Source organism: Allochromatium warmingii, from assembly GCF_900107145.1.
Taxonomy (GTDB): domain Bacteria; phylum Pseudomonadota; class Gammaproteobacteria; order Chromatiales; family Chromatiaceae; genus Thermochromatium; species Thermochromatium warmingii.
The window spans coordinates 132,061-155,883 of the sequence record NZ_FNOW01000001.1 but is presented as its reverse complement, the minus strand read 5'-3'; the positions used below and the strand labels follow the sequence as shown (position 1 = coordinate 155,883).

Annotated in this window: 24 protein-coding genes; 15 read left to right on the top strand and 9 right to left on the bottom strand. The window is 55.9% G+C overall.

What is annotated here, in order from left to right; translation table 11 throughout:
* Positions 1-259: 259 nt before the first annotated feature.
* The 3 genes from BLW10_RS00730 (at position 260) to fliS (ending at position 2,522) form a co-directional block, all read left to right on the top strand.
* A complete protein-coding gene (locus BLW10_RS00730; RefSeq protein ID WP_091331498.1) occupies positions 260-1,126 on the top strand; it encodes a CPBP family intramembrane glutamic endopeptidase in 867 nt (288 codons plus the stop codon).
* 40 nt (positions 1,127-1,166) lie between these two features.
* Positions 1,167-1,826, top strand: coding sequence for an HAD-IA family hydrolase (locus BLW10_RS00725; RefSeq protein WP_091331497.1), 660 nt, complete (start codon positions 1,167-1,169; stop codon positions 1,824-1,826).
* Positions 1,827-2,120: 294 nt separating this feature from the next.
* Positions 2,121-2,522 carry a flagellar export chaperone FliS gene (fliS, locus tag BLW10_RS00720; protein WP_091331495.1) on the top strand — a complete coding sequence of 134 codons (402 nt, stop codon included), beginning with the start codon at positions 2,121-2,123 and terminating at the stop codon, positions 2,520-2,522.
* Between the two features lie 12 nt (positions 2,523-2,534).
* Here fliS and BLW10_RS00715 read toward each other — a convergent pair whose 3' ends face one another.
* From BLW10_RS00715 to BLW10_RS00680, 8 genes are all read right to left on the bottom strand, one after another.
* Positions 2,535-3,641, bottom strand: a complete 1,107-nt coding sequence (locus tag BLW10_RS00715; RefSeq protein WP_091331494.1) for a phosphoserine transaminase — start codon at positions 3,639-3,641, stop codon at positions 2,535-2,537.
* Positions 3,642-3,777: 136 nt separating this feature from the next.
* On the bottom strand, positions 3,778-4,746 hold the full coding sequence (ribF, locus tag BLW10_RS00710) for a bifunctional riboflavin kinase/FAD synthetase (protein WP_091331492.1): 969 nt from the start codon (positions 4,744-4,746) through the stop codon (positions 3,778-3,780).
* A gap of 3 nt (positions 4,747-4,749) precedes the next feature.
* The gene (locus tag BLW10_RS00705) at positions 4,750-6,027 is read right to left on the bottom strand and encodes a Coenzyme F420 hydrogenase/dehydrogenase, beta subunit C-terminal domain (protein ID WP_091331490.1); all 1,278 of its coding nucleotides are present in this window, start codon (positions 6,025-6,027) and stop codon (positions 4,750-4,752) included.
* Between the two features lie 57 nt (positions 6,028-6,084).
* A complete protein-coding gene (locus BLW10_RS00700) occupies positions 6,085-6,468 on the bottom strand; it encodes a GxxExxY protein (RefSeq protein WP_091331488.1) in 384 nt (127 codons plus the stop codon).
* A gap of 86 nt (positions 6,469-6,554) precedes the next feature.
* On the bottom strand, positions 6,555-7,517 hold the full coding sequence (locus BLW10_RS00695; RefSeq protein WP_425425868.1) for a Nudix family hydrolase: 963 nt from the start codon (positions 7,515-7,517) through the stop codon (positions 6,555-6,557).
* Positions 7,514-8,725 (bottom strand): bifunctional glutamate N-acetyltransferase/amino-acid acetyltransferase ArgJ, encoded by a 1,212-nt coding sequence (gene argJ, locus BLW10_RS00690; protein ID WP_091331486.1) that lies wholly within the window; start codon positions 8,723-8,725, stop codon positions 7,514-7,516. Before argJ ends, BLW10_RS00695 begins: the two co-directional genes overlap by 4 nt.
* A 79-nt stretch (positions 8,726-8,804) precedes the next feature.
* Entirely contained in the window at positions 8,805-11,639 is a 2,835-nt protein-coding gene (secA, locus tag BLW10_RS00685) for a preprotein translocase subunit SecA (protein WP_091331484.1), read from the bottom strand.
* Between the two features lie 113 nt (positions 11,640-11,752).
* Positions 11,753-12,664, bottom strand: a complete 912-nt coding sequence (locus BLW10_RS00680; RefSeq protein WP_091331482.1) for a M23 family metallopeptidase — start codon at positions 12,662-12,664, stop codon at positions 11,753-11,755.
* Positions 12,665-12,826: 162 nt separating this feature from the next.
* On the opposite strand from BLW10_RS00680, the gene BLW10_RS00675 reads away from it, so the two are divergent.
* Complete coding sequence (locus BLW10_RS00675; protein ID WP_177168951.1) at positions 12,827-13,258, top strand: DciA family protein; 432 nt, start codon at positions 12,827-12,829, stop codon at positions 13,256-13,258.
* 10 nt (positions 13,259-13,268) lie between these two features.
* Here the strand turns inward: BLW10_RS00675 and BLW10_RS00670 are convergent, their stop codons facing one another.
* Entirely contained in the window at positions 13,269-14,732 is a 1,464-nt protein-coding gene (locus BLW10_RS00670) for an ATP-binding protein (RefSeq protein WP_091331529.1), read from the bottom strand.
* A 258-nt stretch (positions 14,733-14,990) separates the two neighbouring features.
* On the opposite strand from BLW10_RS00670, the gene BLW10_RS00665 reads away from it, so the two are divergent.
* The 11 genes from BLW10_RS00665 to BLW10_RS00615 all read left to right on the top strand — a co-directional run bounded on the left by BLW10_RS00665 (position 14,991) and on the right by BLW10_RS00615 (position 23,775).
* On the top strand, positions 14,991-15,416 hold the full coding sequence (locus tag BLW10_RS00665) for a hypothetical protein (RefSeq protein ID WP_091331478.1): 426 nt from the start codon (positions 14,991-14,993) through the stop codon (positions 15,414-15,416).
* 234 nt (positions 15,417-15,650) lie between these two features.
* Positions 15,651-15,794 (top strand): light-harvesting antenna LH1, beta subunit, encoded by a 144-nt coding sequence (gene pufB / locus BLW10_RS00660; protein ID WP_007042216.1) that lies wholly within the window; start codon positions 15,651-15,653, stop codon positions 15,792-15,794.
* Positions 15,795-15,811: 17 nt separating this feature from the next.
* Positions 15,812-16,021: a light-harvesting antenna LH1, alpha subunit gene (gene pufA, locus BLW10_RS00655; protein WP_091331474.1), complete on the top strand. Its 210-nt coding sequence runs from the start codon at positions 15,812-15,814 to the stop codon at positions 16,019-16,021.
* Positions 16,022-16,144: 123 nt separating this feature from the next.
* Positions 16,145-16,285 (top strand): light-harvesting antenna LH1, beta subunit, encoded by a 141-nt coding sequence (gene pufB / locus BLW10_RS00650; protein WP_012971756.1) that lies wholly within the window; start codon positions 16,145-16,147, stop codon positions 16,283-16,285.
* Between the two features lie 38 nt (positions 16,286-16,323).
* Entirely contained in the window at positions 16,324-16,485 is a 162-nt protein-coding gene (pufA, locus tag BLW10_RS00645) for a light-harvesting antenna LH1, alpha subunit (protein ID WP_091331476.1), read from the top strand.
* 434 nt (positions 16,486-16,919) lie between these two features.
* Positions 16,920-17,063, top strand: a complete 144-nt coding sequence (pufB, locus tag BLW10_RS00640) for a light-harvesting antenna LH1, beta subunit (protein ID WP_007042216.1) — start codon at positions 16,920-16,922, stop codon at positions 17,061-17,063.
* Positions 17,064-17,080: 17 nt separating this feature from the next.
* On the top strand, positions 17,081-17,290 hold the full coding sequence (pufA, locus tag BLW10_RS00635; RefSeq protein WP_091331474.1) for a light-harvesting antenna LH1, alpha subunit: 210 nt from the start codon (positions 17,081-17,083) through the stop codon (positions 17,288-17,290).
* 123 nt (positions 17,291-17,413) lie between these two features.
* Positions 17,414-17,554, top strand: a complete 141-nt coding sequence (pufB, locus tag BLW10_RS00630; protein WP_012971756.1) for a light-harvesting antenna LH1, beta subunit — start codon at positions 17,414-17,416, stop codon at positions 17,552-17,554.
* A 38-nt stretch (positions 17,555-17,592) separates the two neighbouring features.
* Positions 17,593-17,751: a light-harvesting antenna LH1, alpha subunit gene (pufA, locus tag BLW10_RS00625; RefSeq protein ID WP_091331472.1), complete on the top strand. Its 159-nt coding sequence runs from the start codon at positions 17,593-17,595 to the stop codon at positions 17,749-17,751.
* Positions 17,752-18,054: 303 nt separating this feature from the next.
* Positions 18,055-19,497, top strand: coding sequence for a BCD family MFS transporter (locus BLW10_RS00620; RefSeq protein ID WP_091331527.1), 1,443 nt, complete (start codon positions 18,055-18,057; stop codon positions 19,495-19,497).
* A gap of 285 nt (positions 19,498-19,782) precedes the next feature.
* On the top strand, positions 19,783-23,775 hold the full coding sequence (locus BLW10_RS00615; RefSeq protein WP_091331471.1) for a response regulator: 3,993 nt from the start codon (positions 19,783-19,785) through the stop codon (positions 23,773-23,775).
* The last annotated feature ends 48 nt before the right edge of the window (positions 23,776-23,823 follow it).

Here is a 23,823-nt window from a genome sequence, read left to right as displayed (position 1 = left end):
TTCAAGATTTCGCGTAGATCACTTGATCTTGGGCGGCCTGTTGTATAAGGCTCGAGTTCTTCGAAGATTTTTTCGACAATCTCCCATTCTTCATCGGAGATATCGCTTGGGTATTTTGGCGAAGAGTTTTTTTCTGAAGTCATATTCACGATATGAGTGGGGTTAATTAACTCGCAAAATTTGCCATATTCTCGAAAAAATCTACTTCAAAATCAATAGTTTAGTTTTTAGACAGTCTCTAAAACGGCGACTTCTGTTCATGTTCATAACGCTGCGCTTTTTTCTCTATTTACTCGCCTGCTTGGTTCTGGCGACGCTGCTCACGCCGCCATTGATGGCGACCGGCTGGCTTGATATTGCCCCGCATCGCGTGATGGGGCGTTTGGCGCAACTCTTTATTTTGCTGGGCATCTGGCCATTTTTGCGCTGGCAGGGCTTGGCCAATCGCGCCGCATTGGGCTTTGGCGTTGGCTGGTCGGTGATGAAACTGGCGATCCGCGATGGCTGGGCGCTGGGTGTGCTGATTTTGCTGATGCTGGTGCTGGCGCTGCTGGAACTGGAGATTCGTGTACCGGATCCGACGCCCGATGCTGGGCTGCAACTCGCTGGACGTGCGCTGCAAGCCGTGCTCGGCGGATTACTCATCGGCGTGCTGGAAGAGAGCTTTTTTCGTGGGGCGCTCTATGCAGCGATTCGGCAGCGCGACGGTGTGTGGGCGGCGCTGTTTTGGAGTGCAGCACTGTATGCCGTGCTGCATCTGATGAAACCCGGCGCGTGGCCAGATACGCTCACCTTTGATAGCGCGGCGGCTTGGTGGCTCTTTGCGCAGGTGTTCCTCGAACTATTCGACTGGTCGCATCTGGATACCCTCGCCGCGCTGTTGATGGTCGGGCTATTTTTGGGGCTGGTGCGCGAGACCACTGGCCACATCGGTTGGTGTATTGGGCTACATGCCGGTTGGGTGCTGGTGATTCAGATCAATCGTCGCCTCACGGATCTGAATCCCGACGCACCGTTCGCGTTTCTTGTTGGCGACTACGACGGCACGATTGGCTGGCTGGCGGCGCTTTGGATGGGCAGCCTCACTGGGCTGTATGCGCTCTATCATCGGTTGCGCAGATGCTGATTTGCGTCGATACCTACATCACTGGAACTTAATAACTACCGTGAATATTGAACTGATCGTCTTTGATTGGGATGGAACCTTGATGGATTCCGAAGCACGAATCGTTACCTGTTTGCAATGGGCGTTTCGTGAACTTAATTATCCAGAACCGACACGCGAACAAGCACGCGATGTTATTGGGCTAGGACTTGATGAAGCCATGCAACGGCTATTACCCGCAGGTACAGCCGCAGTGCGCGCTGAAATTGCACAGCAATATCGCCGTTATTTTTTGGGTGATACGCAGATTCCATCGGAATTATTTCCGGACGCACGCGAAATACTCGACTGGATGACCGCACAGGGTTATCGGTTGGCGGTCGCAACCGGCAAAAGTCGCGTTGGACTGAATAAAGCACTGACTGAAACGAATCTACACGGCGTTTTTCATGCTACGCGCACCGCTGATGAAACCTTTTCTAAACCACATCCACAAATGTTGCTCGAATTAATGGATGAACTCGGTGCTCGCGCAGATGAAACGCTTATGATCGGCGATACCGAATATGATTTGCAGATGGCTAATCAAGCTGGTGTGCGATCACTCGCTGTTTGTCACGGTGTTCATACACCTGAACGACTACTGGCCTGTAAACCATTAGCTTGCCTTGATTCCCTGTGGGCGATCCGTGAGTGGCTTGATGTTCACGGCTGCCGCTGATTGAGCTGGTGTATTTTTCTCGTGACGAAGCTCCGGCTTTGTCATGTCTTTTTGCCGCTGAAAGCGCGGAATACGCAGAAAATTTTTTGGTTTTCTTGCTGCATTTTAGGTCACGAAGAGAGGGGGGAGCTTCGTGACTAGGAAGAACACGAAACAAATACAATACGATGACTCTCAAGAACTTCCTAACTTGGCCGTTAACTTCAACAACGAGAGCGCGACCACTGAGTAACCAGCGTTGTGCTCGATTTTTTCAACGACCGACATCCTTAATACACGTTGTCGAGGCAGGCCATGTACGCGATGCGCAAAGAACTTAATCAATACCGTCAAGCCGGCCCAATTGCTGAAATCGCCGTGGCCGATCCACATCGTCTGACCCAGATGCTGTTTGAAGGGGCACTGGAGCGCATCGCCGTGGCACGCGGCGCGATGGCGCAAAATAACGTCGCCCTCAAGGGTCAGAAAATCAATCAGGCGATGGATATTATCGGCGCACTGCGCGGGGCGCTCGACCTTCAGCGCGGCGGCGAGATCGCGGCTAATCTCGACGCACTTTATGACTATATGATTCGGCGACTGGTCACGGGTAATGCCCGCAATGATGCCAATATTCTCGAAGAAGTCGCCGGATTGTTGCGCGAAATCAAAGCCGGTTGGGACGGCATCCCCGAACAGTTGCGCCGCGCTTCTTAAGTCGGCGTAGTCTCAACCGCCCGCGAACGCTTCCATCACCTCCGCGAGCCGCTCCACGGATGCGAGCGGTAAGCCGTTATAAATCGACGCTCGAATCCCACCTAACGCCCGATGCCCGCGCAGTCCGCTGCATCCGGCAGCCGCCGCGTGCTGTAAAAATGCGGCTTCCTGCTCTGCCGTCGCCAGCCGAAACACGACATTCATCAGCGAGCGATGCTCAGGCGCGGCCCAGCCTTCATACACATCAGGATATTGGTCGATGACGCGATATAGGGTCGCGGCCTTGCGCTGATTGAGCGCATCCATCGCCGCCAAACCGCCGATGTCCTCTAACAGCCAGCGCACCACCTGCGCAACGACATAGATCGCTAATACCGGCGGGGTGTTGTAGATCGAATGCGCCCGCAGATGGGCGCGATAATCGAGGATTTCGGGCAGATCGGGCGGCACCTGATCGAGCAGCGAGCGGCGAATCACCACCAGCGTCACACCGGCTGGCCCAAGATTTTTCTGCGCATGTGCGTAAACCAGATCGAACCGTTCTGGATCAAAGGGGCGCGAGAGAAAATCCGACGACATATCACAGATACGCCGCACCTCGTCGCGTCCGACGCACTGATGAAATTGCACGCCCTCAACGGTTTCATTAGAGACATAGTGTAAATAGGCGGCATCGGGCGCGTAATGCAGTTCGTCGGCAGTCGGCAGCCGTCGAAAGCCGCTCGCTTCGCCGTCCCACAGCACGCGCACCGCGCCCTCTAACTGTGCGGGCGGAATGGATTTGGCGCTCCAATAGCCGGTGCGCAGATATTCAGCAACGCGCCCCGAGCCGCGTAGCAGCAGCATCGGGATCATCGAGAATTGCAGTGTTGCGCCACCCTGCAAAAATAGCACGGCATAGCTATCAGGCAGGTTCAATAGGGTACGAATATCGCGTTCGGTGGTGGCCAGCAGTTCAGCAAACCAATCAGAGCGATGGCTGATGCCCAGAATCGACAATCCGACTTCCGGCACCGCGTGAATAGCCTGTTGGGTCGCAGCCAGCACCACAGCGGGCAATGCGCCGGGGCCGCCGGAAAAATTCAGCGCATTCGGGTCGAGCGTTACATCAGGTGTCATGAGGCGTGTAGAGCTATTAGATAGTAGTAGTAAAGTTACCGTTTTGCTTTCTACAGAAAGCCCTTGACAACCTTAAGTAGCGGGTGAATTTTTGGACGTGCTCAATAACCAAGAGCCTATCTTGCGAAGCTAGGCGCTAATCGTTTATTGATGAAATTTGATGTGTTGCAGCTAAAACCGCTCGCGCAGTCTCCGCATCGCGTTGAATTTGCGCTTGCAATGCCGTGAATGATTCAAAACGCTGCTCATCACGCAACCGTAACACCAGCTCGACTTCCAAATGTTGTCCGTAGATATCTTGTTCAAAATCAAATAAATGGATTTCAAGCCGCGCACTAGTGCCCGCAACTGTCGGGCGTGTGCCGATATTGGCTACGCCCGGATGGGCCATCGCGCTGAGTCCATGCACCCGTACTGCAAACACACCGCGTACCGGACTGACGCGCCGATGGAGGGCGATATTGGCGGTCGGAAAGCCCAACATCCGCCCACGTTTATCGCCGTGTACGACGCGCCCCGCTAAACAATAGGGTCGGCCCAATAGATGCCGCGCCTGTTCCAGATCGCCACGCGCCAGCGCCTCACGTACTCGCGTGCTGCTGATGCGCTCGGCACCGTGGGTGATGGTGTGCAGATTCTCGACTGTGAATCCGACCCCATTGACGGTTGCCGCCTGACCCAGCTTGCGCAATAGCGCAAAATCGCCCATTCGTTTCCAGCCGAAGCGAAAATCATCGCCAACGAGCAAAAAACGCACGCCTAGCCCGTCGATCAAGAGTCGCTGCACGAACTCAGGCGCGGGCATGGCGGCCAGCCGTGGCCCAAATTCGAGCAGCATCACACGCTCGATACCGCAAGCACGCAGGGCGCTGAGTTTTTCGCGCAAGCGCGTGAGCCGCGCTGGGGCGGCTTCGGGCGCGAAGACTTCTAGCGGTTGTGGCTCAAAAGTAATGACGGTTGCGGGCAAGCCGAGTTCATGACCGCGTGCTCGTAGGCGCTGAAACACGGCGCGATGCCCGAGATGTACCCCATCGAAATTGCCGATGGTTGCTACGCACCCGCGATCCGTTGGACGCAGATTGTGCAAACTGCGGATCAGTCGCATGACTCAGGATGCGGACTCACGGGGCGGAGTGAGCGGACGCCCGAAAACGGCCTGATAGTGATCGGCATAGGGTGCGAGCGTGTGATAGACATGCTCGGGCACGACACGGGCTTCAAAGCGCGGAAATTTGCTGCGCACATAATTGAGGTTGCGCAGGAGCTTCATTTCGATAATGGCGCGGGCAAATTCCAGCCCTTTTGAGCCTTTTTTGCGCTGCATGTATGCAACGAGCTTGCGCACTAAAAACGGCGGTTTTTTCGCACCCGGTGGTTGATTTAAGCGGGCGATATAATGCGGCATTCCTCGAGTGCGGTCACCGCTGGAGATTAAGTCGCCGAGTTCTAATTCTGGGCGAATCAGCTCGAATAATTCTTCACCAATGGCGGTGCGGGCTAAAACCCATTGCCAACCGAGCGGTGCGCCCATATAACCAACGGTTAAATCGGCGAGCGTGTTGGGATAATCAAAGCAGGATAAACAGGATGAGGGGAAAATGCCGTGTAGTTTATCCATCGGGAAATCGATGTAATTGATGCGCTCAGTTTGGCCATTTTCGTGGCGCATCCACAGGCTAAAATCCTGCATAAATTCATAATGCACAATGGTCTGTGGTGAGCGTGAGACTTGCGTTAAAAAATATTCTAGGTCGGGATAGGTGACATTATCGCTACAGGGGATGCCGATAATATAGAGCTTATCGAGTCCTAATTCAGCTTCGATAGCGCGGAGCATGTGAACTTGGCAACTGGTACCAATAAACGCGAGCCGTTTAATTCCCTGTTCGCGCACGGTGTCGAGTAAGCGTAGATTGGGTGAGAGACAGGGTTTATTGCCTGCTGTGGCGAGCACTTCGGCGGGGGTGCGGGCGAGAATTGGTTCGGACTGGAAGCGCGTTCCTGCTGCTGCGCCGGTGGTGATGACGGCTTCGACTTGGCCTTGTTCGAGGAGGCGTGCGGCGAGTGAGGTGACGATGCCGCTCCACTGTGCGTGCGGATTGGGGCGGCGCATTCGGGCGACATATTGGGCGCGGTGGATGCCAAATAGCTGTTCGTCGTCAGGGCGGCGGGTGCGACCGTGTAAGCGTTGCTCGATGTCGGCGGTTTGATTACGCACGAAAATACAGGCTGAGGACATGCGGTTTTTGAGCGCACTGTCGCATAGTCCGCAGTCGCTACAGAGCTTGGGGCGGCCTTGTAAGCGGGTATCGCTGCTGAGAAGCGAGATGGTGTCGAGTCCTTTTGAGGGGCCGGTATCCTGTGGGTCGAGTATGGTGTCGTTCATTGTTATTAGTCTTCCGGCGGTCGGTGATTTGGTGTTTGTGTGATGATTGATATTGGATTAACTGGAGCGTGCCATTCTGACGATTTCTACTTGAGGGTAATGGCCGAAATTAACGAGCAATCCAAGCTTTAGGCCAGTGGCTTTGAGGTAATTGAGTAATTGGGCTTTGTGTTCGGGGGTGACGGTCTTGATGCCTTTGATCTCGACGATAATTTTCTCAAAACAGATAAAATCTGGGATATAGATGTGTTTGAGTGGTTGTTCTTTGTAAGTGATATGTAATTGGGGTTGCGCAACGAATGGGATGTTGCGGTAAGTAAACTCTTGGGTTAGGCATTCTTGGTACACTGCTTCTAAGAAGCCTGGCCCCATTTCTTTGTAGACTTCAAAGATAGCGCCTCGGATGGCGTAGGTCTCATCGACGAACAATATTTCATTCATGTACTTTAATTTATTTTGCCGCTGAAAACGCGGAAAGACGCTGAAAATAATTTATTATAAAAATAATTCCGCGTTTTTCTGCGTTTTCAGCGGCAATTATTTTTATTCCATAAACCCTGAATCGCCGCTATGCCCTGCGCCCCGTGCTCAATCGCTTCAGGCAAATCATCCGCCGTCAATCCACCGAGCGCATACACCGGCACTTGCGCCGCCTCAACCCACTCCGCAAACCGCGACCATCCCAGCGGCGACGCCTCCGGATGGGTCGCGGTCACCTTGACCGGCGAAAGCAGCGCGTAATCCACCCTCAATGCTGCCGCGTGCGCCAGTTGCGCCGGATCATGGCACGACGCCCCAATCAAATCAGTCGCACAACCCGGGCGCGTCGCACACGCCATCAACTGCCTACTCCCCAAATGCAACCCATGTCGAGCGCAATCAGCAACCTCAGCCGGATCCCGATTCAGCAACAACTTAGCCCCGACCCGTTCACACCGCTCAAACGCCGCATCCGCCAACTGTGCATACGCCGCCGCTGACAGCTCATGCGCCCGCAGTTGCACCAACCGCACACCACACGCCAACGATTGCTCTAAACGCACCAAAAAATCATCTGCCTGACGCGGATCGGCCCCAGTAATCAACAACAACGACGGCAATCGCAACGCACTGATAATCGGGCGATCCGCTGCCGGAAACCGCGCCGAATCCATCTCCTCAGGTGCCAACCACGCCAACGGCTGACCTTCGCGCCCGTGAGCGGTGCCGCTGTAGTCGATGACGCGCCGCACATCCAGCAAAACACGCCGATCACCATAATCATGATGAATCCGAATCAACGGACGACTCGCACGAACCTCAATACCAAGTTCTTCAGCCAACTCCCGCGCCAAGCCCTGTTCGGGCATTTCCTGTGGTTCCAGCTTGCCACCTGGAAATTCCCACAGCCCACCCTGATGCACATGCGCCGGACGCTGAGTGACGAGAATGCGCCCGTCGGCATCGGCAAGCGCCCCAACCATAACGTGAATAATCGGACGCACGCTCAACTGCGATATTCCGCATTAATACGCACATAGTCATACGAAAAATCACAGGTCAGCACCTCAGCAGCGACCGCGCCGCGTCCCAACGCAACCCGAATCACAATCTCCGCCTCAGCCATCACCGCCGCACCCGCCGCCTCGGTGTAATCCGCCGCCCGCCCGCCCGCCGTGACAATCTGCACCGCGCCGAGCCAAATATTGACATCCTCAATCACCAACTCCTCAACGCCCGCCCGTCCAACAGCAGCGAGAATCCGCCCCCAGTTCGGATCCGAAGCAAACAGCGCCGTTTTAACCAACGGTGAATGCGCGATGGTATAAGCCACGCGCCGTGCCTCATCCCGATCCCGCGCTTGCTCGACGCGCACCGTCACCAGCTTGGTTGCGCCCTCACCGTCGCGCACAATCGCCGTCGCCAACTCAACACAGAGCGATTCAACCGCCGCGTGTAGCGCCACCGACTCGGCGCTCGTCAGATCGACGATAGGCGCATTGCCCAGCGCACCGCTTGCCACCAGCACACACGCATCATTCGTCGATGTGTCCCCATCGATAGTGATGGCATTAAATGACCGATCCGCCGCCGCCGTCAGACAGGCGCGTAACACCTCCGGCGCAACCGCTGCATCGGTGGCGATGAACGCCAGCATCGTCGCCATATTGGGGCAGATCATGCCCGCGCCCTTCGCAATGCCGGTGACGGTCGCAGTCTGACCGCCGATTTCAAACGTGCGCGAACCAAGTTTCGGCACCGTGTCCGTCGTCATAATCGCCCGCGCCGCCACCGGCCACGCATCCGCATCGAGCCGTTCCAGCAACGCAGGTAGCGCCGCCGTCAATCGCTCCACCGGCAACGGTTCGCCGATCACACCCGTCGAGAACGGCAAGATTTCCTCGGGACGACAGTCCGCAACCGTCGCCAACGCCGCACAGCAGGCGCGAGCCGCATCCAGTCCATGCGCACCCGTGCCCGCATTGGCGTTGCCGGAGTTGATAAGCAGATAACGCGGCGCGGTTTGACTGAGATGATGCCGCGCTAACGTCACCGGCGCGGCGCAAAAAGCATTGCGCGTGAATACCGCCGCCGTTGTCGATCCCGGGGCCAGTTCCAGCGCCAGCAGATCGTCACGCCCTTGATAGCGGATTCCGGCCCCAATGGTCGCCAACCGGATGCCCGCCACCGGAAGAAAAGCAAGTTCAGTGTTAGCCATGAGTGCGCTGATGCTATTTGACTGTTCTATACAGATGACGAAGCCGGAGCATCGTCACCAAATCACGAGCACGGTATTTCTAATCAATCCGCCCGCAACACTGCTTGTACTTTTTGCCCGAACCACAGGGACAGAGTTCATTGCGCCCGATCTTGCGCCCATCACGGACATGCGGTTTATGCGCTGACTCACTGACCGCCTGCCGCGCTGCCGCGTCACCGTCCTGATCGGTCTCAGACTCGCCCGCGCCAAAACCTTCAAATGCCTCATGCTTGAATTCAAATCCCTGCGGCGCGACCTCCGGCAAACGCGGCGGCATCAAACCCAGCCCATCACCGGCCTGAATCTCCAGCTTGGCCAGCGTCATCACCACATCTTGCTTAATGCCATCAAGCATCGCCGAGAACATCTCGAACGCCTCGCGCTTATATTCCTGCTTTGGATTTTTCTGCGCATAGCCGCGCAAATGAATGCCTTGACGCAGATAATCCATCGCCGCCAGATGATCTTTCCAATGACTATCCAGCACTTGCAGCATCACCGCCTTTTCAATCTGGCGCAGATTGGTCGCCCCGATCACCTGTTCGCGTTCCTGATACCGCTGCACCAGCGTATCCTGAATACGTCGCCGCAACGTCTCCTCGTGTAAAGTGTGATCGCTGTCGAGCCACTGCTGAAGCGGCCACTCGCCGCCAAATTGTTCAACCAGCGCCGCCGACAGTCCGGGCACATTCCACTGTTCTTCCAAACTCTCGGGCGGAATATAGCCATCAATCAATCCTTTGAGCGTATCAGCCCGCATCGCCTCAACCGTCTCAGACACATCAAGCGCATCCATTAGATCGCGGCGCTGCCGATAGATCACCTTGCGTTGATCGTTAGCCACATCGTCATATTCGAGCAATTGCTTACGAATATCGAAGTTACGGCCCTCAACCTTGCGCTGCGCGTTCTCAATTGCTTTCGTCACCCAAGGATGTTCAATCGCTTCGCCGCGCTGCATTCCGAGCCGCTGCATCATCTTGCCAACGCGATCTGAGGCAAAAATGCGCATCAAATTATCTTGCAGCGACAGATAAAACCGTGACGATCCCGGGTCGCCCTGCCGTCCCGAACGTCCGCGCAACTGATTGTCAATGCGCCGCGACTCATGCCGCTCGGTTCCGATCACATGCAGACCACCCGCCTGAATCACCCGCTCATGCCGAATCGCCCATGCCTCACGCAGGGCGTCAGGATGAGTGTGTGGGCCAGCCTCATCTAACTCGGCTTCCAGATTGCCGCCGAGCACAATATCCGTTCCGCGACCGGCCATATTGGTCGCAATCGTCACCGCGCCCGGACGTCCGGCTTGCGCGATGATGCCCGCCTCACGCTCGTGATTCTTGGCATTGAGCACTTCGTGTGCGATGCCCGCCTGTTTGAGCAACCCCGAAACCAGTTCCGAGGTCTCAATCGACGCCGTGCCAACCAGCACCGGCTGACCGCGTAGCACGCAGTCCTGCACATCGGCGATGATCGCCTCGTATTTTTCCTCTGGGGTCAGATAGACCAGATCGCCGCGATCATCGCGCACCATCGGCTGATTCGTCGGAATGACGACGACTTCTAACCCATAAATCTGTTGAAATTCATAGGCTTCGGTATCCGCCGTGCCGGTCATGCCCGCCAGCTTGGGATAGAGTCGGAACAGATTTTGGAAGGTGATCGAGGCCAGCGTCTGATTTTCCGGCTGGATCGCCACCCCTTCTTTCGCCTCAATCGCCTGATGCAAGCCTTCCGACCAGCGTCGCCCAGGCATGGTGCGGCCAGTAAATTCATCAACAATGATGACCTGACCATCACGCACGATATATTCGACATTCTTCTGAAACAGCGTGTGCGCCCGCAGTGCCGCGTAAACATGGTGCATCAGCACAATGTTCCCCGGATCGTACAGGCCCGCGCCCTCATCAAGCAGTCCGATCTCGACCAGCATCTGCTCGACGTGTTCGTGACCATCTTCGCTCAAATAAACCTGACGTACCTTTTCATCAACCGAATAATCACCTGGGCCAAAATCCGCTTGACCTTCTTCATTGGTAATCGGTGCTTGGCGGCTCAGACGTGGGATCAATTGATTGATCTGTTTATATAGATCCGTATTGCCCTCAGATGGCCCCGAAATAATCAGCGGCGTGCGGGCTTCATCAATCAGGATCGAATCAACTTCATCGACAATGGCATAAAACGGGTCGCGCTGGACGCGCTGTTCCGGCGTAAAAGCCATGTTATCGCGCAGATAATCAAAGCCGTATTCGTTATTGGTGCCGTAAGTGATGTCGGCGGCATAGGTCTCACGGCGCGTACACGGGCGTAGATGACGATAGCCCGCTCCAGCTTCCGGCTCGAAATTAGGATCAAACACGTATGAGGCCATATCCGGCCCCAATCCGCCCGACGAGTTAATCACCCCAACCGATAGCCCCAGTGCGTGATAGAGCCGCCCCATCCAGGCCGCATCGCGCCGCGCCAGATAATCATTGACCGTCACAACATGCACACCCTTACCGGGCAGGGCGTTGAGATAGGCCGCCAGCGTCGCCACCAGCGTCTTGCCCTCACCAGTGCGCATCTCAGCAATCTTGCCGCTATGTAACACCATGCCGCCGACAAGCTGGACATCAAAGTGCCGCATTCCGAGCACGCGCCGCCCCGCCTCGCGCACCACGCCAAACGCATCCGGCAACAGCTCATCCAGCGGCGTACCGGCGGCTAATCGTGCGCGAAACTCAGCAGTTTTCGCCGCCAGCGCCGCATCTGAGAGCGCCGCCAGCTCAGGTTCAAGCGCGTTAATCCGCGCCACAGTCTTCATCAGGGATTTAACCAGCCGCTCGTTGCGACTGCCGAAGAGCTTCTTGAATGGATTGAACATCGCGGGATTCTTGTAGAGAGCCTGACGCGGAAAACGGCGGATGATAGCGGATTTCGTCCCAGACCGCGTGCGCGGGGTACGCGGCCTTAGAAACACAAACACCGAAGCCGGACTTAACCTCGGCTGTCGTCGTCAAGGCTGGCCAAGCGTTGGGTCGGACGTGCCCGCAAATAGGGCATCGGATTGACAGCTTGACCATTGCGGATTACTTCAAAATGCACATGCGGCCCAGTCGCCGTGCCGGTTGCCCCAACAGCAGCGATTTTCTGGCCTTGACGCACAAAATCGCCTTCTTGCACCAGATTGGTCGAGTTATGCGCATAGCGCGTCACCAATCCATCACGATGACGAATATCGACCACATTACCGTAACCATTGCGCCGTCCGCTGAACACAACCAGCCCATCAGCAACCGCCTGCACCGGCGCACCACGCGGACTGGCAAAATCAACGCCCGAATGAAACTGCCGTTTGTTATACACCGGATGAATCCGATAGCCATAACCCGAAGTGATATACCCCGAGCGCACCGGCCAGCCACTCAGTTGCGTACTAGCCGAACGCGGACGCGCATCGAGAATTTGATCGGCAAGCTGATCAAGTTTGTATTCCCGATCTTGCACCAACACCACCAGTGTCGATAATTCATCGGCTAATTCTTTAATCGTGTAATCGCGGGTGCGACCCGTCTCCGGGCCACCACGCGGCGGAGCATTGATAAAATCAAACTCCTGCGGATCAAGACCGGCGTGCTGCACCAAGCGTTCACCGAGTGCGTTGATCCGCAGCAATTCGGCTTGCATCCTCCCCAAATGGGCAGCAATGTCGCCGACCGTGGCCGAATCAGTTAGCGGCAGGTTGACGGATCCGATTTCAGCCGCAATGCTAAAGTCATCGGATGCGCTCTGGATGCGATCACCAATCCAAAAACCGAAACCGATTCCGGCGAGCGCAAAACTAGAAACAGCCGAGAACACAATCAGGTTCTGGCCGCGTGGCGTCTTCGTGCGAGCGATATGGGGCATGGCTGGATCTCTATGCTCTGGTCAAGCCCGCCATCTGCACTAGCAGATATGGGGAGCGGGCGTGGCCCCGAGTCCCGTCCAACCCCAATGGGGCGGGCGATGCAGCGGATCGGTCTCGGGAAGCGCGGGCGGGGTGAAAAAACAATGACAACGGGAGCGGCGATGAGACAGCGTTTTCAACATATCCGCGATCATCTACAGCAGCACGCTGAGGCACGCGCACAGCTCGATCAAGCCGCGCACCTTGCCGCCATGCGTGCCCAGTTGCCAGATGCGTTGGGCGCACACTGTCTGGACTTAACCCTGTCCAATGGCCGTTTAACGCTGTTTTTCGATTCCACAGCTTGGCTGACACGCGCCCGCTTTTTAGTGGGTGACATTTTGACATCGCTAAAATCTTACCACGTCGAGGAGGTTCGATTTCAGGTCAAACTGCCAGAACCGGATCCACAGATCGCACCACGCCGCCCGCGTGCGCACCTCTCAGAGACCGCAGCACATCATTTACTCGAGGCCGCCGCGCAGCAATCCGACCCACATCTACGCGCAACCCTGCAACGCTTGGCGCGGTTAGCGAAGCCGGTGGCGGATTGATAATTCACGCCTAACACCCCACCGGCACCATCACCCGAATCCACAATCCGCCCTGCGGTGCGGCAGCCGCCGTGATGCTGCCGCCATGCGCTTCGACGACATTACACGCAATCGCCAAGCCTAAACCCGCCCCACCCGTGTGCCGATTGCGCGATCCCTCGACCCGATAGAGCCGCTCAAACAAACGCGGTAACGACTCCGCCGGCACCGCCGGGGCGCTGTCCTGAAAGTCGATGACGAGCAATCCCGCCTCGCGCCCAAGCTGAATCCACAGCCCGCCGCCAGCGTCCGTGTATTTCAGGCTATTGCCCAGTAGATTCCGAAATAATTGCGACAGGCGCTGCGCATCGGCTTGAATGAACACAGGCGCTTCGAGCGCATTGGTGTATTCAAGCGTCAGCCCCGCGTCGTGAAATGCCCGCGCAAAAGCGTCAACATCACCGCCCAGCAGTTCGGCCATATCAGTCGCCGCAAAGCGATAACCGAGTGCGCCCATATCAGTGGTCGTCAATTCATACAGATCATCAACCAGCCGACTCAGCCGCACCAGATCGCCATGCAGTGCATCCAGTGCTTCGCGGTTGAACGGGCGCACGCCATCTTGTAGCGCCTCCAGTTCAGCCCGTAACAGCGCCAGCGGCGTGCGCAATTCATGCGAAATATCCGCCGCCCAGCGCCGCCGCGCCTGTTCATTGCGCTCCAGTGCAGCGGCTAACGCATTGATATCCTGACCTAATCGCGCCAACTCATCGCCACCATGCGCCGGGACGCGGGCGCTAAAATCTCCGGCGGCTAGTCGGCGTGCGACATCCTGAAAATCACGCACTGGCCGCACCAGCCGACTGGAGAGCGGATAGGCCAGCGCCGCCGCGAGCAGCAACATCGCCAATGCAATAATCCAGAGCCGATCAACCAACGTAGCGCGAAAACGCAATTCCGCCGATTCAGGCACCGGCGAACCGGGCCGTAATGCCAGCTCACCGATGCGCCGCCCATCGATCAGCAACGGATAGCGGCGCGTATCAGCCAGCAGTTCAGGACGACCATAGAGCACATCGCCCTGCGCATCGAGCAGCATCAACCGCAGTTCCAGCGGCGCTGGCCGCTCGCGCTGCTGCAAGCGATCAAGCCACCGCTGCGGCGGCCAGACCCGCTGATTAGCGCCCAGATCACGCATGCCGTGTGGGCCGCGTTCGCTCGCACCCGTCGCATCCGGGCGGCGCTCGCGTCCGCCATGTAGCGCATATAGCCACAGTTGCCGATCCGCGATCAATGCCCGCCACGAGCCTTCACGCTGATGAATGTCAATCAATCGTTCACTGATCCGCGCAATACGTTCCTGCTCACGCGCATCAGCAAACTCGACTAATCCGCGCTGAAACGACCACTGCACAAACGCAAGCGAGCCAGCCAGCACCACGACGCAGGCCAGCAGCAGCGTTAAAAAAACTTTGGAATGAATGGAAAGGCGCATCACACCCATTCTGCACCGACAGCGTGCAAACACCTTGCAAGCGCGTGCGCTGCCGTGACCGTAGCAAGTCAAGCAATGAAGCAATACAATCGACGCAATCTGCGGCTCAACTCCGCTTGAATCACGGATGGATCACTAACGGCGCTGTCCGGCGCAGTCTCCCCTCACACAGCGTTGCAGACTGTGATTACGCAACAGTCCGTGCAGCATTGTGTCAAGGCTCTTTCGTTGACCCGAATCTTAAGCGAGGAATTGCACGTGAAGTTTGCGGCTAAAAGAACTTGGCCTGACAAGGCCGCCACCTGGGAGCATCAAGACGAGGCAAACGACGCCCAAGCGTTCGCCTCCGAATTTGCTACGCTCGAACAGTTGACGGTTGACACCGAATTTGTCGTCATGTGCAAAGACGGCGCTGACCAAACGGCACACTACTTCCGCGTCGCCGCCGTCAATCCCTATCAGCTCGAACCGGCGACCGCACGCAGCAGCGCCGCGCCCGAAAGCGCCACCATCGCCGAAACCAAAACACCTGCCGACGATGAAGAAGCTGCGCCGGTGGGAATGCCCAATCTCAGCCCGGTCATCTCGATGGTCTTTTATATGGGCAAGGTCGCCTTCATCGCCACCGCCGGCATCGCGCTCATGGCCGTTGGCATCTCAGCATTACGGCGGTTTTTGGAGTGATTGCGTCAGCGCGTGTCTGGCCCAACAGTACACCTGACAGTCGAATGCAAATTCTCATGTAAAACAGACTTGACATCTGCCGGTGTCAAGCTAAGATGACACCCAGGATCACACAGGATCCTAAAGATTTCGAGTCCGAGAAGTTGGACATGGTGTGCATCCGGCGGTCAGTGTGTTCGAGATCCGCTGCGGTGCGAATGGCGACATCACATATCCAGAGTACGGAGGCCAACAATGGCTGATATGAAGAGTCTGTCGGGTCTGACCGAGCAGCAAGCGAAAGAATTCCACGAGCAGTTCAAGGTGACCTACACCGCATTTGTGGGTCTGGCCGCTCTGGCACATCTGTTCGTCATCGCGGCGAATCCTTGGTGGTAATTGAGAGGTATTGAGAAATGGCAATCGAATTCATGGGTTACAAGCCTCTCGAAAACGACTACAAGTTCTGGCTGGTCGTTAATCCGTCCACGTGGCTGATCCCGACCTTCATCGCGCTGGCGGTGACTGCGGTACTGGTTCACATTGTGGCGTTCGATCTGGAAGGTCAGGGCTGGCACGCACCGGCTCCGGCAGCGGTTGAAGCAGCCGCTCCAGCTGCACAGTAAGTAGCGAATTTATCTCGTCGCGACGCGGATCAAATATTCAGCGAAACGAGTCGCGGTGGAATCCCTGGTTCTCTGGAATACCTCCAAGAGACACTTAAATTCATCCCTTTGGGAGATCAAACGATGGCCGAGCAATCCCTGTCGGGTCTGACCGAGCAGCAGGCGAAGGAATTCCACGAGCAGTTCAAGGTAACCTACACCGCATTCGTCGGTCTGGCCGCCCTGGCTCACCTGTTCGTGATCGCCGCCAATCCTTGGTGGTAAGCCGGTTTTAATTCTCTCTTTCTACAGAGGAACATACAATGAGCGACGTCGCAAAGCCGAAGAACCCCGAAGACGATTGGAAGATCTGGCTGGTTGTGAACCCGGCTACTTGGCTGATGCCTTACCTGCTGGCCGTCCTAGGTGTTGCAATTGCAGTACACTGGGTTGTGTTTGCAGTTGGTCTGGGCTGGCACGCATAATAGCGTGAACAGCTGATCCAGAACTTCGGTTCTGGAGCCAAGCAAAAAAAACCGGATCAAGCTTTTGGGCTTGATCCGGTTTTTTGTTTTGAGCGACCCGCTTTCAGCTTCCAGCAAGGCGAGCACGCGGCTTATCTGGTCTCTGGTCACGAAGCCGGAGCTTCGTCACCAGTCAAACATCTTGCAGGCGGTTCAAAGCTGGCCGCTGACGGCTCACCACCCGAAATCACACGAATACCTGACCTAGATCAAGAATGAGTGTCTAAAAGGCTTGACATATGCGCGTGTCAAGCTAAGATGACACACAGGATCTCGAAGGGATCCTGAGGTATCAAAAACCGACTGGGGTGTGTCAGTTCCGCACTGCGGTGTCATGGTGGCATCGCCCCTCTCGGCATCGTCGTGACGATATCCAGTATCAACGGAGGCCAACAATGGCTGATATGAAGAGTCTGTCGGGTCTGACCGAGCAGCAAGCGAAAGAATTCCACGAGCAGTTCAAGGTGACCTACACCGCATTTGTGGGTCTGGCCGCTCTGGCACATCTGTTCGTCATCGCGGCGAATCCTTGGTGGTAATTGAGAGGTATTGAGAAATGGCAATCGAATTCATGGGTTACAAGCCTCTCGAAAACGACTACAAGTTCTGGCTGGTCGTTAATCCGTCCACGTGGCTGATCCCGACCTTCATCGCGCTGGCGGTGACTGCGGTACTGGTTCACATTGTGGCGTTCGATCTGGAAGGTCAGGGCTGGCACGCACCGGCTCCGGCAGCGGTTGAAGCAGCCGCTCCAGCTGCACAGTAAGTAGCGAATTTATCTCGTCGCGACGCGGATCAAATATTCAGCGAAACGAGTCGCGGTGGAATCCCTGGTTCTCTGGAATACCTCCAAGAGACACTTAAATTCATCCCTTTGGGAGATCAAACGATGGCCGAGCAATCCCTGTCGGGTCTGACCGAGCAGCAGGCGAAGGAATTCCACGAGCAGTTCAAGGTAACCTACACCGCATTCGTCGGTCTGGCCGCCCTGGCTCACCTGTTCGTGATCGCCGCCAATCCTTGGTGGTAAGCCGGTTTTAATTCTCTCTTTCTACAGAGGAACATACAATGAGCGACGTCGCAAAGCCGAAGAACCCCGAAGAAGATTGGAAAATTTGGCTGGTTGTCAATCCGGCTAACTGGCTGATGCCGATTTTCTACGCGCTGCTGCTTCTGGCTATCGCTGTCCACGCAGTGCTCTTCTCGGTCGGCATCGGCTTCCAGTGATCGCAGGCTAATCGATAGCTGTCGCCTCGCGGTGACGGTGACATCGATTCCAGACGTACAGCACTGTACGTTGCACGGCGGATGGAAGACCTAATCCTTAGGTTCATTCCAGCCGCCGTGTGGTTTTTTGAGCACCTCCTCCCACTGCCTCTCCGCTGTCGCACGCTCTGGCGTCCGCCCTGTAACTTTCCCTCATATCAGCGAAAGCGTACCATCGCCGCTTTGCAATAACGGGCGTCTGTCCTGCGTTAAGCGTGCCGTCAGGTGGCGCTGTTTCTGTATCAGATCGGAGAAAATATTGGCATGAGTCAACCCATTGATCCGCGATTACTCGCGTGGCGTCAGCTTGTCCGGCAATTGCTGCCGTTTGCGGATGTAGCGACCCCAGATTTACCGTTGTCGCGCTTGCTGCGCCTGTCGCTGTTTCAGGTGTCGATTGCCATTGCGATGGTGCTGCTAACCGGCACGCTCAATCGCGTCATGGTCGTGGAACTCGGGGTTCCGACTTGGCTCGTAGCCACCATGTTGGCGCTGCCGTTGATCTTTGCACCGTTTCGGGCGTTGATCGGGCATCGCTCGGACTATCATCATTCGGCATTCGGGTTGCGTCGGGTGCCCTATATCTGGTTCGGGAGCATGTTGCAGTTCGGCGGTTTTGCCATCATGCCGTTTGCGCTGCTGTTGCTTGGGGATGCGTCAAACAGTCTGAATATTTTGGGCAAGATCGGCGCTGGCTTGGCCTTTTTGATGGTCGGTGCCGGTTTGCACACCACGCAAACGGCTGGTTTGGCGCTGGCGATGGATCTCGCACCGCACGATAAGCGTCCGCGAGTGGTGGCGCTGCTGTATGTCACATTGTTGATTGGCATGGTGCTCAGTGCGCTGCTGTTTGGGCAGTTGCTGACCAATTTTTCGCAACAGTTGTTAATCCAACTGATTCAGGGCGCGGCGGTGGCCACGATTGCGCTCAATCTGGTTGCGCTGTGGAAGCAAGAAGCGATTGATTCTGTCCGTGCGGCGAATCCAACCAAGCGCCCGCCATTTTTGGATACGTGGCGCGAGTTTGCTACCGGCGGTCAGGCGAGTCGGCTGTTGATTGTCGTCGGTTTGGGTACGGCTGGGTTTACGATGCAGGATATTTTACTCGAACCCTATGGCGGTCAGGTGTTGGGGATGAGCGTGTCGCAAACGACGGCGCTCACCGCGCTCTGGGCGACCGGCACGCTGGCGGCCTTTGTGCTTTCGGGCTACTGGCTCGGGCAGGGCGGCAATACCTATCGGTTGACGCTGATTGGCGTGCTGTGCGGGCTGCTGGCATTTGCGGCAGTGATTTTTGCCGCAAGTTCGGGATCAGTGACGCTGTTTCGCGCTGGCACAGCGTTGATTGGATTTGGCGGCGGGTTTTTCGCCGTTGGCACGTTGACCGCTGCGATGGATATGGCTGGCGGCGAGCACGGCGGTCTACATAGTGGTCTGGCGCTGGGGGCGTGGGGCGCGGTGCAGGCAACCGCTAACGGTTTGGCGATGGCGCTGGGCGGCAGTCTGCGCGATGCGATTTCGAGCATGGCAACCAGTGGTGCATTTGGGCCGACGCTGACTGGGCCGGAAGTGGGCTATATCGTCGTGTATGGACTGGAAATCCTGCTATTGGTCGGGGCGTTGGTGATCGTGGTGCCGATGGCGCTGAAATCGGGCGCGACTGTTATGCGCGATTCATCGAAGATCGGTTTAGATCAAATGCCGTAGTTTTTTAGCTACCAGCTTCCAGCAGCGATTGCTGGAAGCTGATCACTGACCCAATCTCAACCGTCGTACCCGATCTGCTACGCTCACAGCATCACGGCGGTTGTTCTCCGCGTTGTGGCGTCACGCCCTGTAAACACCTATCGTATTCGCTGGGCAACTATGCTACAGCCACCCAGCGCCCGCTTGTTCTAAACTTAATACTTGGTTAATAACGCCCAGCCGCCAGCCCGACGTTAAGCGCCGGGAAGCTAGTTGCCGTTCAGCTTACCTGTTTAGGATCTCGCCATGGCCGCTCACACCAACCCGCCAAAACCCTCTGAACTCCCCGAAGTGCGTGCGCGGGCGCGTAAAGCATTGGATCGCGGCGATCTTGAATGGGCTGAGCGGCGCTTGGCGCGGGGTGAAATTGGCTTATCGGAATTGACCGAAAATCTGCTGATTTATCAGGCAGAATTAGAATTACAAAATATCGAATTACGTGAGACACAAGCCGCTGTTGAGCGAATTGCTAATCGTTATTCGGCGCTATTTTATGGTGTGCCGCAACCGATTTTAGTGGTTGATCGACATGGGTTAATTCTGGTGTCGAATCATGCCGGTGATCGGCTGTTTGCCCTACGCGAAAAACATAAGCGTCAGCATTATTTGCCACGTTTGGTTGCGCGTCAATCCGATATGGTGCTCGATGATACGCTGCAACGCGCTTGGGTAGATGGTGAGGCACATTGTGATGAAGTACATTTTTTAACCACTAATGGCGGGAATTTTATCGGTGAATTGCATGTGATGCGCGTGCCGTCTGAAGATGAAGAAAATCAATATAATCTTGTTTGCTCAATTATTGATTTAACCGCGCATCTCCAACATGAAGCAGAAATCCATGCCGCCTATGCGCGACTGCGTGACAGCGAAACGCGCTATAGAATGTTGGCTGATTATTCAGCAGATTGGGATTATTGGATGGGGCCGGATGGCCGTTATCTCTATGTTTCACCGGCCTGCGAACCGATTTGCGGCTATGCGCCGGAGGATTTTCTTGCCGATTCCGAGCTGATGAATTGCTTGCTGCATCCCGATGATTATGATTTGTGGCTCGATCATCAATGCGATATTCAGGGCAGTTGCGATCCAGCGCCGCATAGTCAATTACAGTTGCGTTTGCAGCGGCCTGATGGATCGCTATGCTGGATTGAGCATAGTTGTCGTCCGGTCTATGATGTCGATGGGACGTATCAAGGGCGGCGCGGCGTCAATCGCGATATTACTGAGCGCAAGCACAGTGAATTACTGATGGATTTACAGCAGCGTCGCGCTGAGGCGCTGTTAGAATTGCCGCAAGTCGCGGATCAATTCGATGAAGTCGAATTTATGCAGCGCGGCCTACTGTGCGCTGAATCGCTGACTGGCAGTCTCATTGGCTTTATTCATCTGGTTAACTCCGATCAAGAAACGATTGAATTAGTTGCTTGGTCACAAGCGACAGTCGAAACGGGCGGCTGTCAATTACCGCCGAATGCGATTCATTATTCCATCAGTCAGGCGGGTGCATGGGCGGATGCACTGCGTCAGCGGTCTCCGATTACCTGCAATGATTATCCGCAGTATTTGGGTAAAGCCGGATTGCCACCCAATCATGCACCTTTACATCGCTTTTTAACTATTCCAGTGATTGAAGGCGGTTTGGTGCGCATGTTAGCTGGTGTCGGCAATAAAGCGACTGATTATAGTGAATTAGATGTCGAAAGCGTGCAATTGATTGCTAATTCAATTTGGCGCACCGTGCGTCAGCGGCGAGCCGAACAAGCCTTGCGTTTAAATGAAGCGCGGTTTCGACGCTTATCGATGTTGATGTCGGATATTGTGTATTCGTGCATTGAGGTTACGCCGAATCGGTTTAAGCTCGATTGGGTCAATGGCGCGGTGGAAACCATTACTGGTCACACCCGCGAAGCGATTTTATCAATGGGCACTTGGCGGCGCTTAGTTGTGCTGGATGATCGCCCACTATTTGACCAGCATCAGGCCGAATTGCAAGAAGAGTCGATTTCCAGTTGTCAGCTACGGTTACGTCGCCGCGATGGGGGCAATGCGTGGGTTGAACTCATCAATCAATGTCTGGTAGATGAATGCGGAGCGCGGCGGCTCTATGGCGGTGTAAAAGATATCGGCGAACGTAAACTCGCCGAGCAGCAGTTGCAGCAATATGCCCGCCGCATGGAATTGCAAAATCACGAACTCGATCAAGCATTAGCGCAGGCGGAAGCTTCGACCCAAGCAAAAAGTCAGTTTTTGGCGAATATGAGCCATGAGATTCGTACTCCAATGAACGGCGTGATTGGTATTACGCGCCTGTTGCTCGACACCAATCTTGACGCCGAACAGCGCCGTTTAGCCGAGATTGTGCGTGATAGTGGCGAGAATTTACTCACGCTGATTAACGATATTCTCGATTTTTCTAAGATCGAAGCCGGCAAATTGGAGCTGGAGCATTTGGAGTTCGATTTGCGATTGCTGATCGAAGAAGTGCTCGAAATGATGGCGTTTAATGCCCATGAAAAAGACTTAGAGCTGACGTATTGCATCGCGCCCAATGTGCCAACAGCGGTGCGCGGCGATCCGCGTTATTTACGCCAAGTGATTATTAATTTGATGGGCAATGCGATCAAATTCACCAGTCAGGGCGAGGTCGGGATCCAATTATCATTGATGCGAGCTGAAGCTGAGCGGGTCTTGATTCGCTTTGAAGTTCACGACAGCGGCATTGGCATTGCGCAAGATAAAATCAATAAGCTATTCACGGCTTTTAATCAGGTGGACAGTTCGACGACGCGCCGTTTTGGTGGCACCGGACTGGGGTTGGTGATTGCCAAACAATTAGCCGAATTGATGAACGGTGAGATTGGCTTAGAAAGTCAGCCGGGCAAGGGGTCGCGCTTTTGGTTTACCGCTGAATTGGAGCGGTTGGCGCTCACATTGCCCGCCAAGCAAAGCGATGATTTGGCGCGACTGAAGGTGTTGGTCGTCGATGACCATTCTGATAATCGCACTCAGGCCGCAACCTTGCTGCGCTCATGGGGCTGTCAGGTGGCGGTTGCAGCGCGAGCCGGCGATGCGCTGCGCGTCTTGCATCAAGCGGCGCAAGCCGGTGCGCCCTTTGATGTGGCGCTGATCGACTTGCGGATGCCTGACCCCAATGGTTTGCAACTGGCGCGGCTGATTAAGCAAGAATGGACGATTCGTGACACGCAGTTAGTGTTGCTCACAGCGTTAGCCAAGCGCGAAGATGCGGCGCGTCTGGAATCGGCTGATTTTACCGGCTATGTCACCAAACCACTGCGCCAGCATCTGCTACGGGCCTGTTTGCAGCGGTTACTCGGACGCGCTGCCGCGCCCGCGCTGCCGGTTGTTGCCGATCCCTGGCTTGATGCTCAGCCGTTAGAATATCCACAGGCGCGTATTTTGCTTGTGGACGATAACGCGACAAATCAAATTGTTGCGCGTGGCATCCTCGAAAAACTCGGTTATCCTACTCCAGATGTCGCCAGCAATGGTTTAGAGGCGTTGGAGGCACTCGCTCGCACACGCTATGATTTAGTGCTAATGGACGGTCAGATGCCGGAACTCGACGGATTTGAAACCGCACGTTTCATCCGCGATGGTGCTGTTGGGGTGCTTGATCGGCAGGTTCCCATCATTGCGATGACGGCACTGGTGATGCCAGGCGATGTGCGCCGCTGTCTGGAAGCGGGGATGGATGCCTATATTTCTAAACCCGTTCGACCTCAGGAATTACGCCAGATTATCGCCGAGCAGTTGCGGCGGAACGATCACGCACGCGCTGCCAGCACTGAGGGGCAGCGGCTATCGTCGCTACCCGAGGCCGAGGGATTCGCAGCATTCGACACTGCTGAAGCGGCTGAAATTGAAACCGCGCTCGTGTCGTTTGATGCCGAAGATATGCTCGGGCGCGTCATGGGCGAGCGCAGTATTGCCTGCGAGGTGATTGCGCAATTTCAACTTGACGCCGCCGAGCGGTTGCGCGAGTTACGCGCCGCGCTCACTGCCGCTGACCGCGTGAGCGTGCGGCGCAAAGCGCATAGTTTGGCGGGCTTGGCGGCCAATGTCTCGGCACCTCGTCTGCACGGGTTGGCGGCCAAGCTCGAAGACATTGCTGAGTGCGCCGACGCGACGGCGGAAGCCGAGCGCCTAACGCAGTGCATGGAGCAAGAATTTGCCGGGTTGCAGACCCTTTTGCTTGACTGGATGCCGCATCCATAACGCTGCGTTCAGTGCGTAACGCATGACCGAATCCACACACTCGCCGAG

Excerpts from the sequence above, each read along its gene's own strand:
- BLW10_RS00730 (WP_091331498.1), top strand. The coding sequence starts at position 260 with ATGTTCATAACGCTGCGCTTTTTTCTCTATTTACTCGCCTGCTTGGTT.
- fliS (WP_091331495.1), top strand. The coding sequence starts at position 2,121 with ATGTACGCGATGCGCAAAGAACTTAATCAATACCGTCAAGCCGGCCCA.
- BLW10_RS00715 (WP_091331494.1), bottom strand. The coding sequence starts at position 3,641 with ATGACACCTGATGTAACGCTCGACCCGAATGCGCTGAATTTTTCCGGC.
- ribF (WP_091331492.1), bottom strand. The coding sequence starts at position 4,746 with ATGCGACTGATCCGCAGTTTGCACAATCTGCGTCCAACGGATCGCGGG.
- BLW10_RS00705 (WP_091331490.1), bottom strand. The coding sequence starts at position 6,027 with ATGAACGACACCATACTCGACCCACAGGATACCGGCCCCTCAAAAGGA.
- BLW10_RS00700 (WP_091331488.1), bottom strand. The coding sequence starts at position 6,468 with ATGAATGAAATATTGTTCGTCGATGAGACCTACGCCATCCGAGGCGCT.
- argJ (WP_091331486.1), bottom strand. The coding sequence starts at position 8,725 with ATGGCTAACACTGAACTTGCTTTTCTTCCGGTGGCGGGCATCCGGTTG.
- secA (WP_091331484.1), bottom strand. The coding sequence starts at position 11,639 with ATGTTCAATCCATTCAAGAAGCTCTTCGGCAGTCGCAACGAGCGGCTG.
- BLW10_RS00680 (WP_091331482.1), bottom strand. The coding sequence starts at position 12,664 with ATGCCCCATATCGCTCGCACGAAGACGCCACGCGGCCAGAACCTGATT.
- BLW10_RS00675 (WP_177168951.1), top strand. The coding sequence starts at position 12,827 with ATGAGACAGCGTTTTCAACATATCCGCGATCATCTACAGCAGCACGCT.
- BLW10_RS00670 (WP_091331529.1), bottom strand. The coding sequence starts at position 14,732 with ATGCGCCTTTCCATTCATTCCAAAGTTTTTTTAACGCTGCTGCTGGCC.
- pufB (WP_007042216.1), top strand. The coding sequence starts at position 15,651 with ATGGCTGATATGAAGAGTCTGTCGGGTCTGACCGAGCAGCAAGCGAAA.
- pufA (WP_091331474.1), top strand. The coding sequence starts at position 15,812 with ATGGCAATCGAATTCATGGGTTACAAGCCTCTCGAAAACGACTACAAG.
- pufB (WP_012971756.1), top strand. The coding sequence starts at position 16,145 with ATGGCCGAGCAATCCCTGTCGGGTCTGACCGAGCAGCAGGCGAAGGAA.
- pufA (WP_091331476.1), top strand. The coding sequence starts at position 16,324 with ATGAGCGACGTCGCAAAGCCGAAGAACCCCGAAGACGATTGGAAGATC.
- pufB (WP_007042216.1), top strand. The coding sequence starts at position 16,920 with ATGGCTGATATGAAGAGTCTGTCGGGTCTGACCGAGCAGCAAGCGAAA.
- pufA (WP_091331474.1), top strand. The coding sequence starts at position 17,081 with ATGGCAATCGAATTCATGGGTTACAAGCCTCTCGAAAACGACTACAAG.
- pufB (WP_012971756.1), top strand. The coding sequence starts at position 17,414 with ATGGCCGAGCAATCCCTGTCGGGTCTGACCGAGCAGCAGGCGAAGGAA.
- pufA (WP_091331472.1), top strand. The coding sequence starts at position 17,593 with ATGAGCGACGTCGCAAAGCCGAAGAACCCCGAAGAAGATTGGAAAATT.
- BLW10_RS00620 (WP_091331527.1), top strand. The coding sequence starts at position 18,055 with ATGAGTCAACCCATTGATCCGCGATTACTCGCGTGGCGTCAGCTTGTC.
- BLW10_RS00615 (WP_091331471.1), top strand. The coding sequence starts at position 19,783 with ATGGCCGCTCACACCAACCCGCCAAAACCCTCTGAACTCCCCGAAGTG.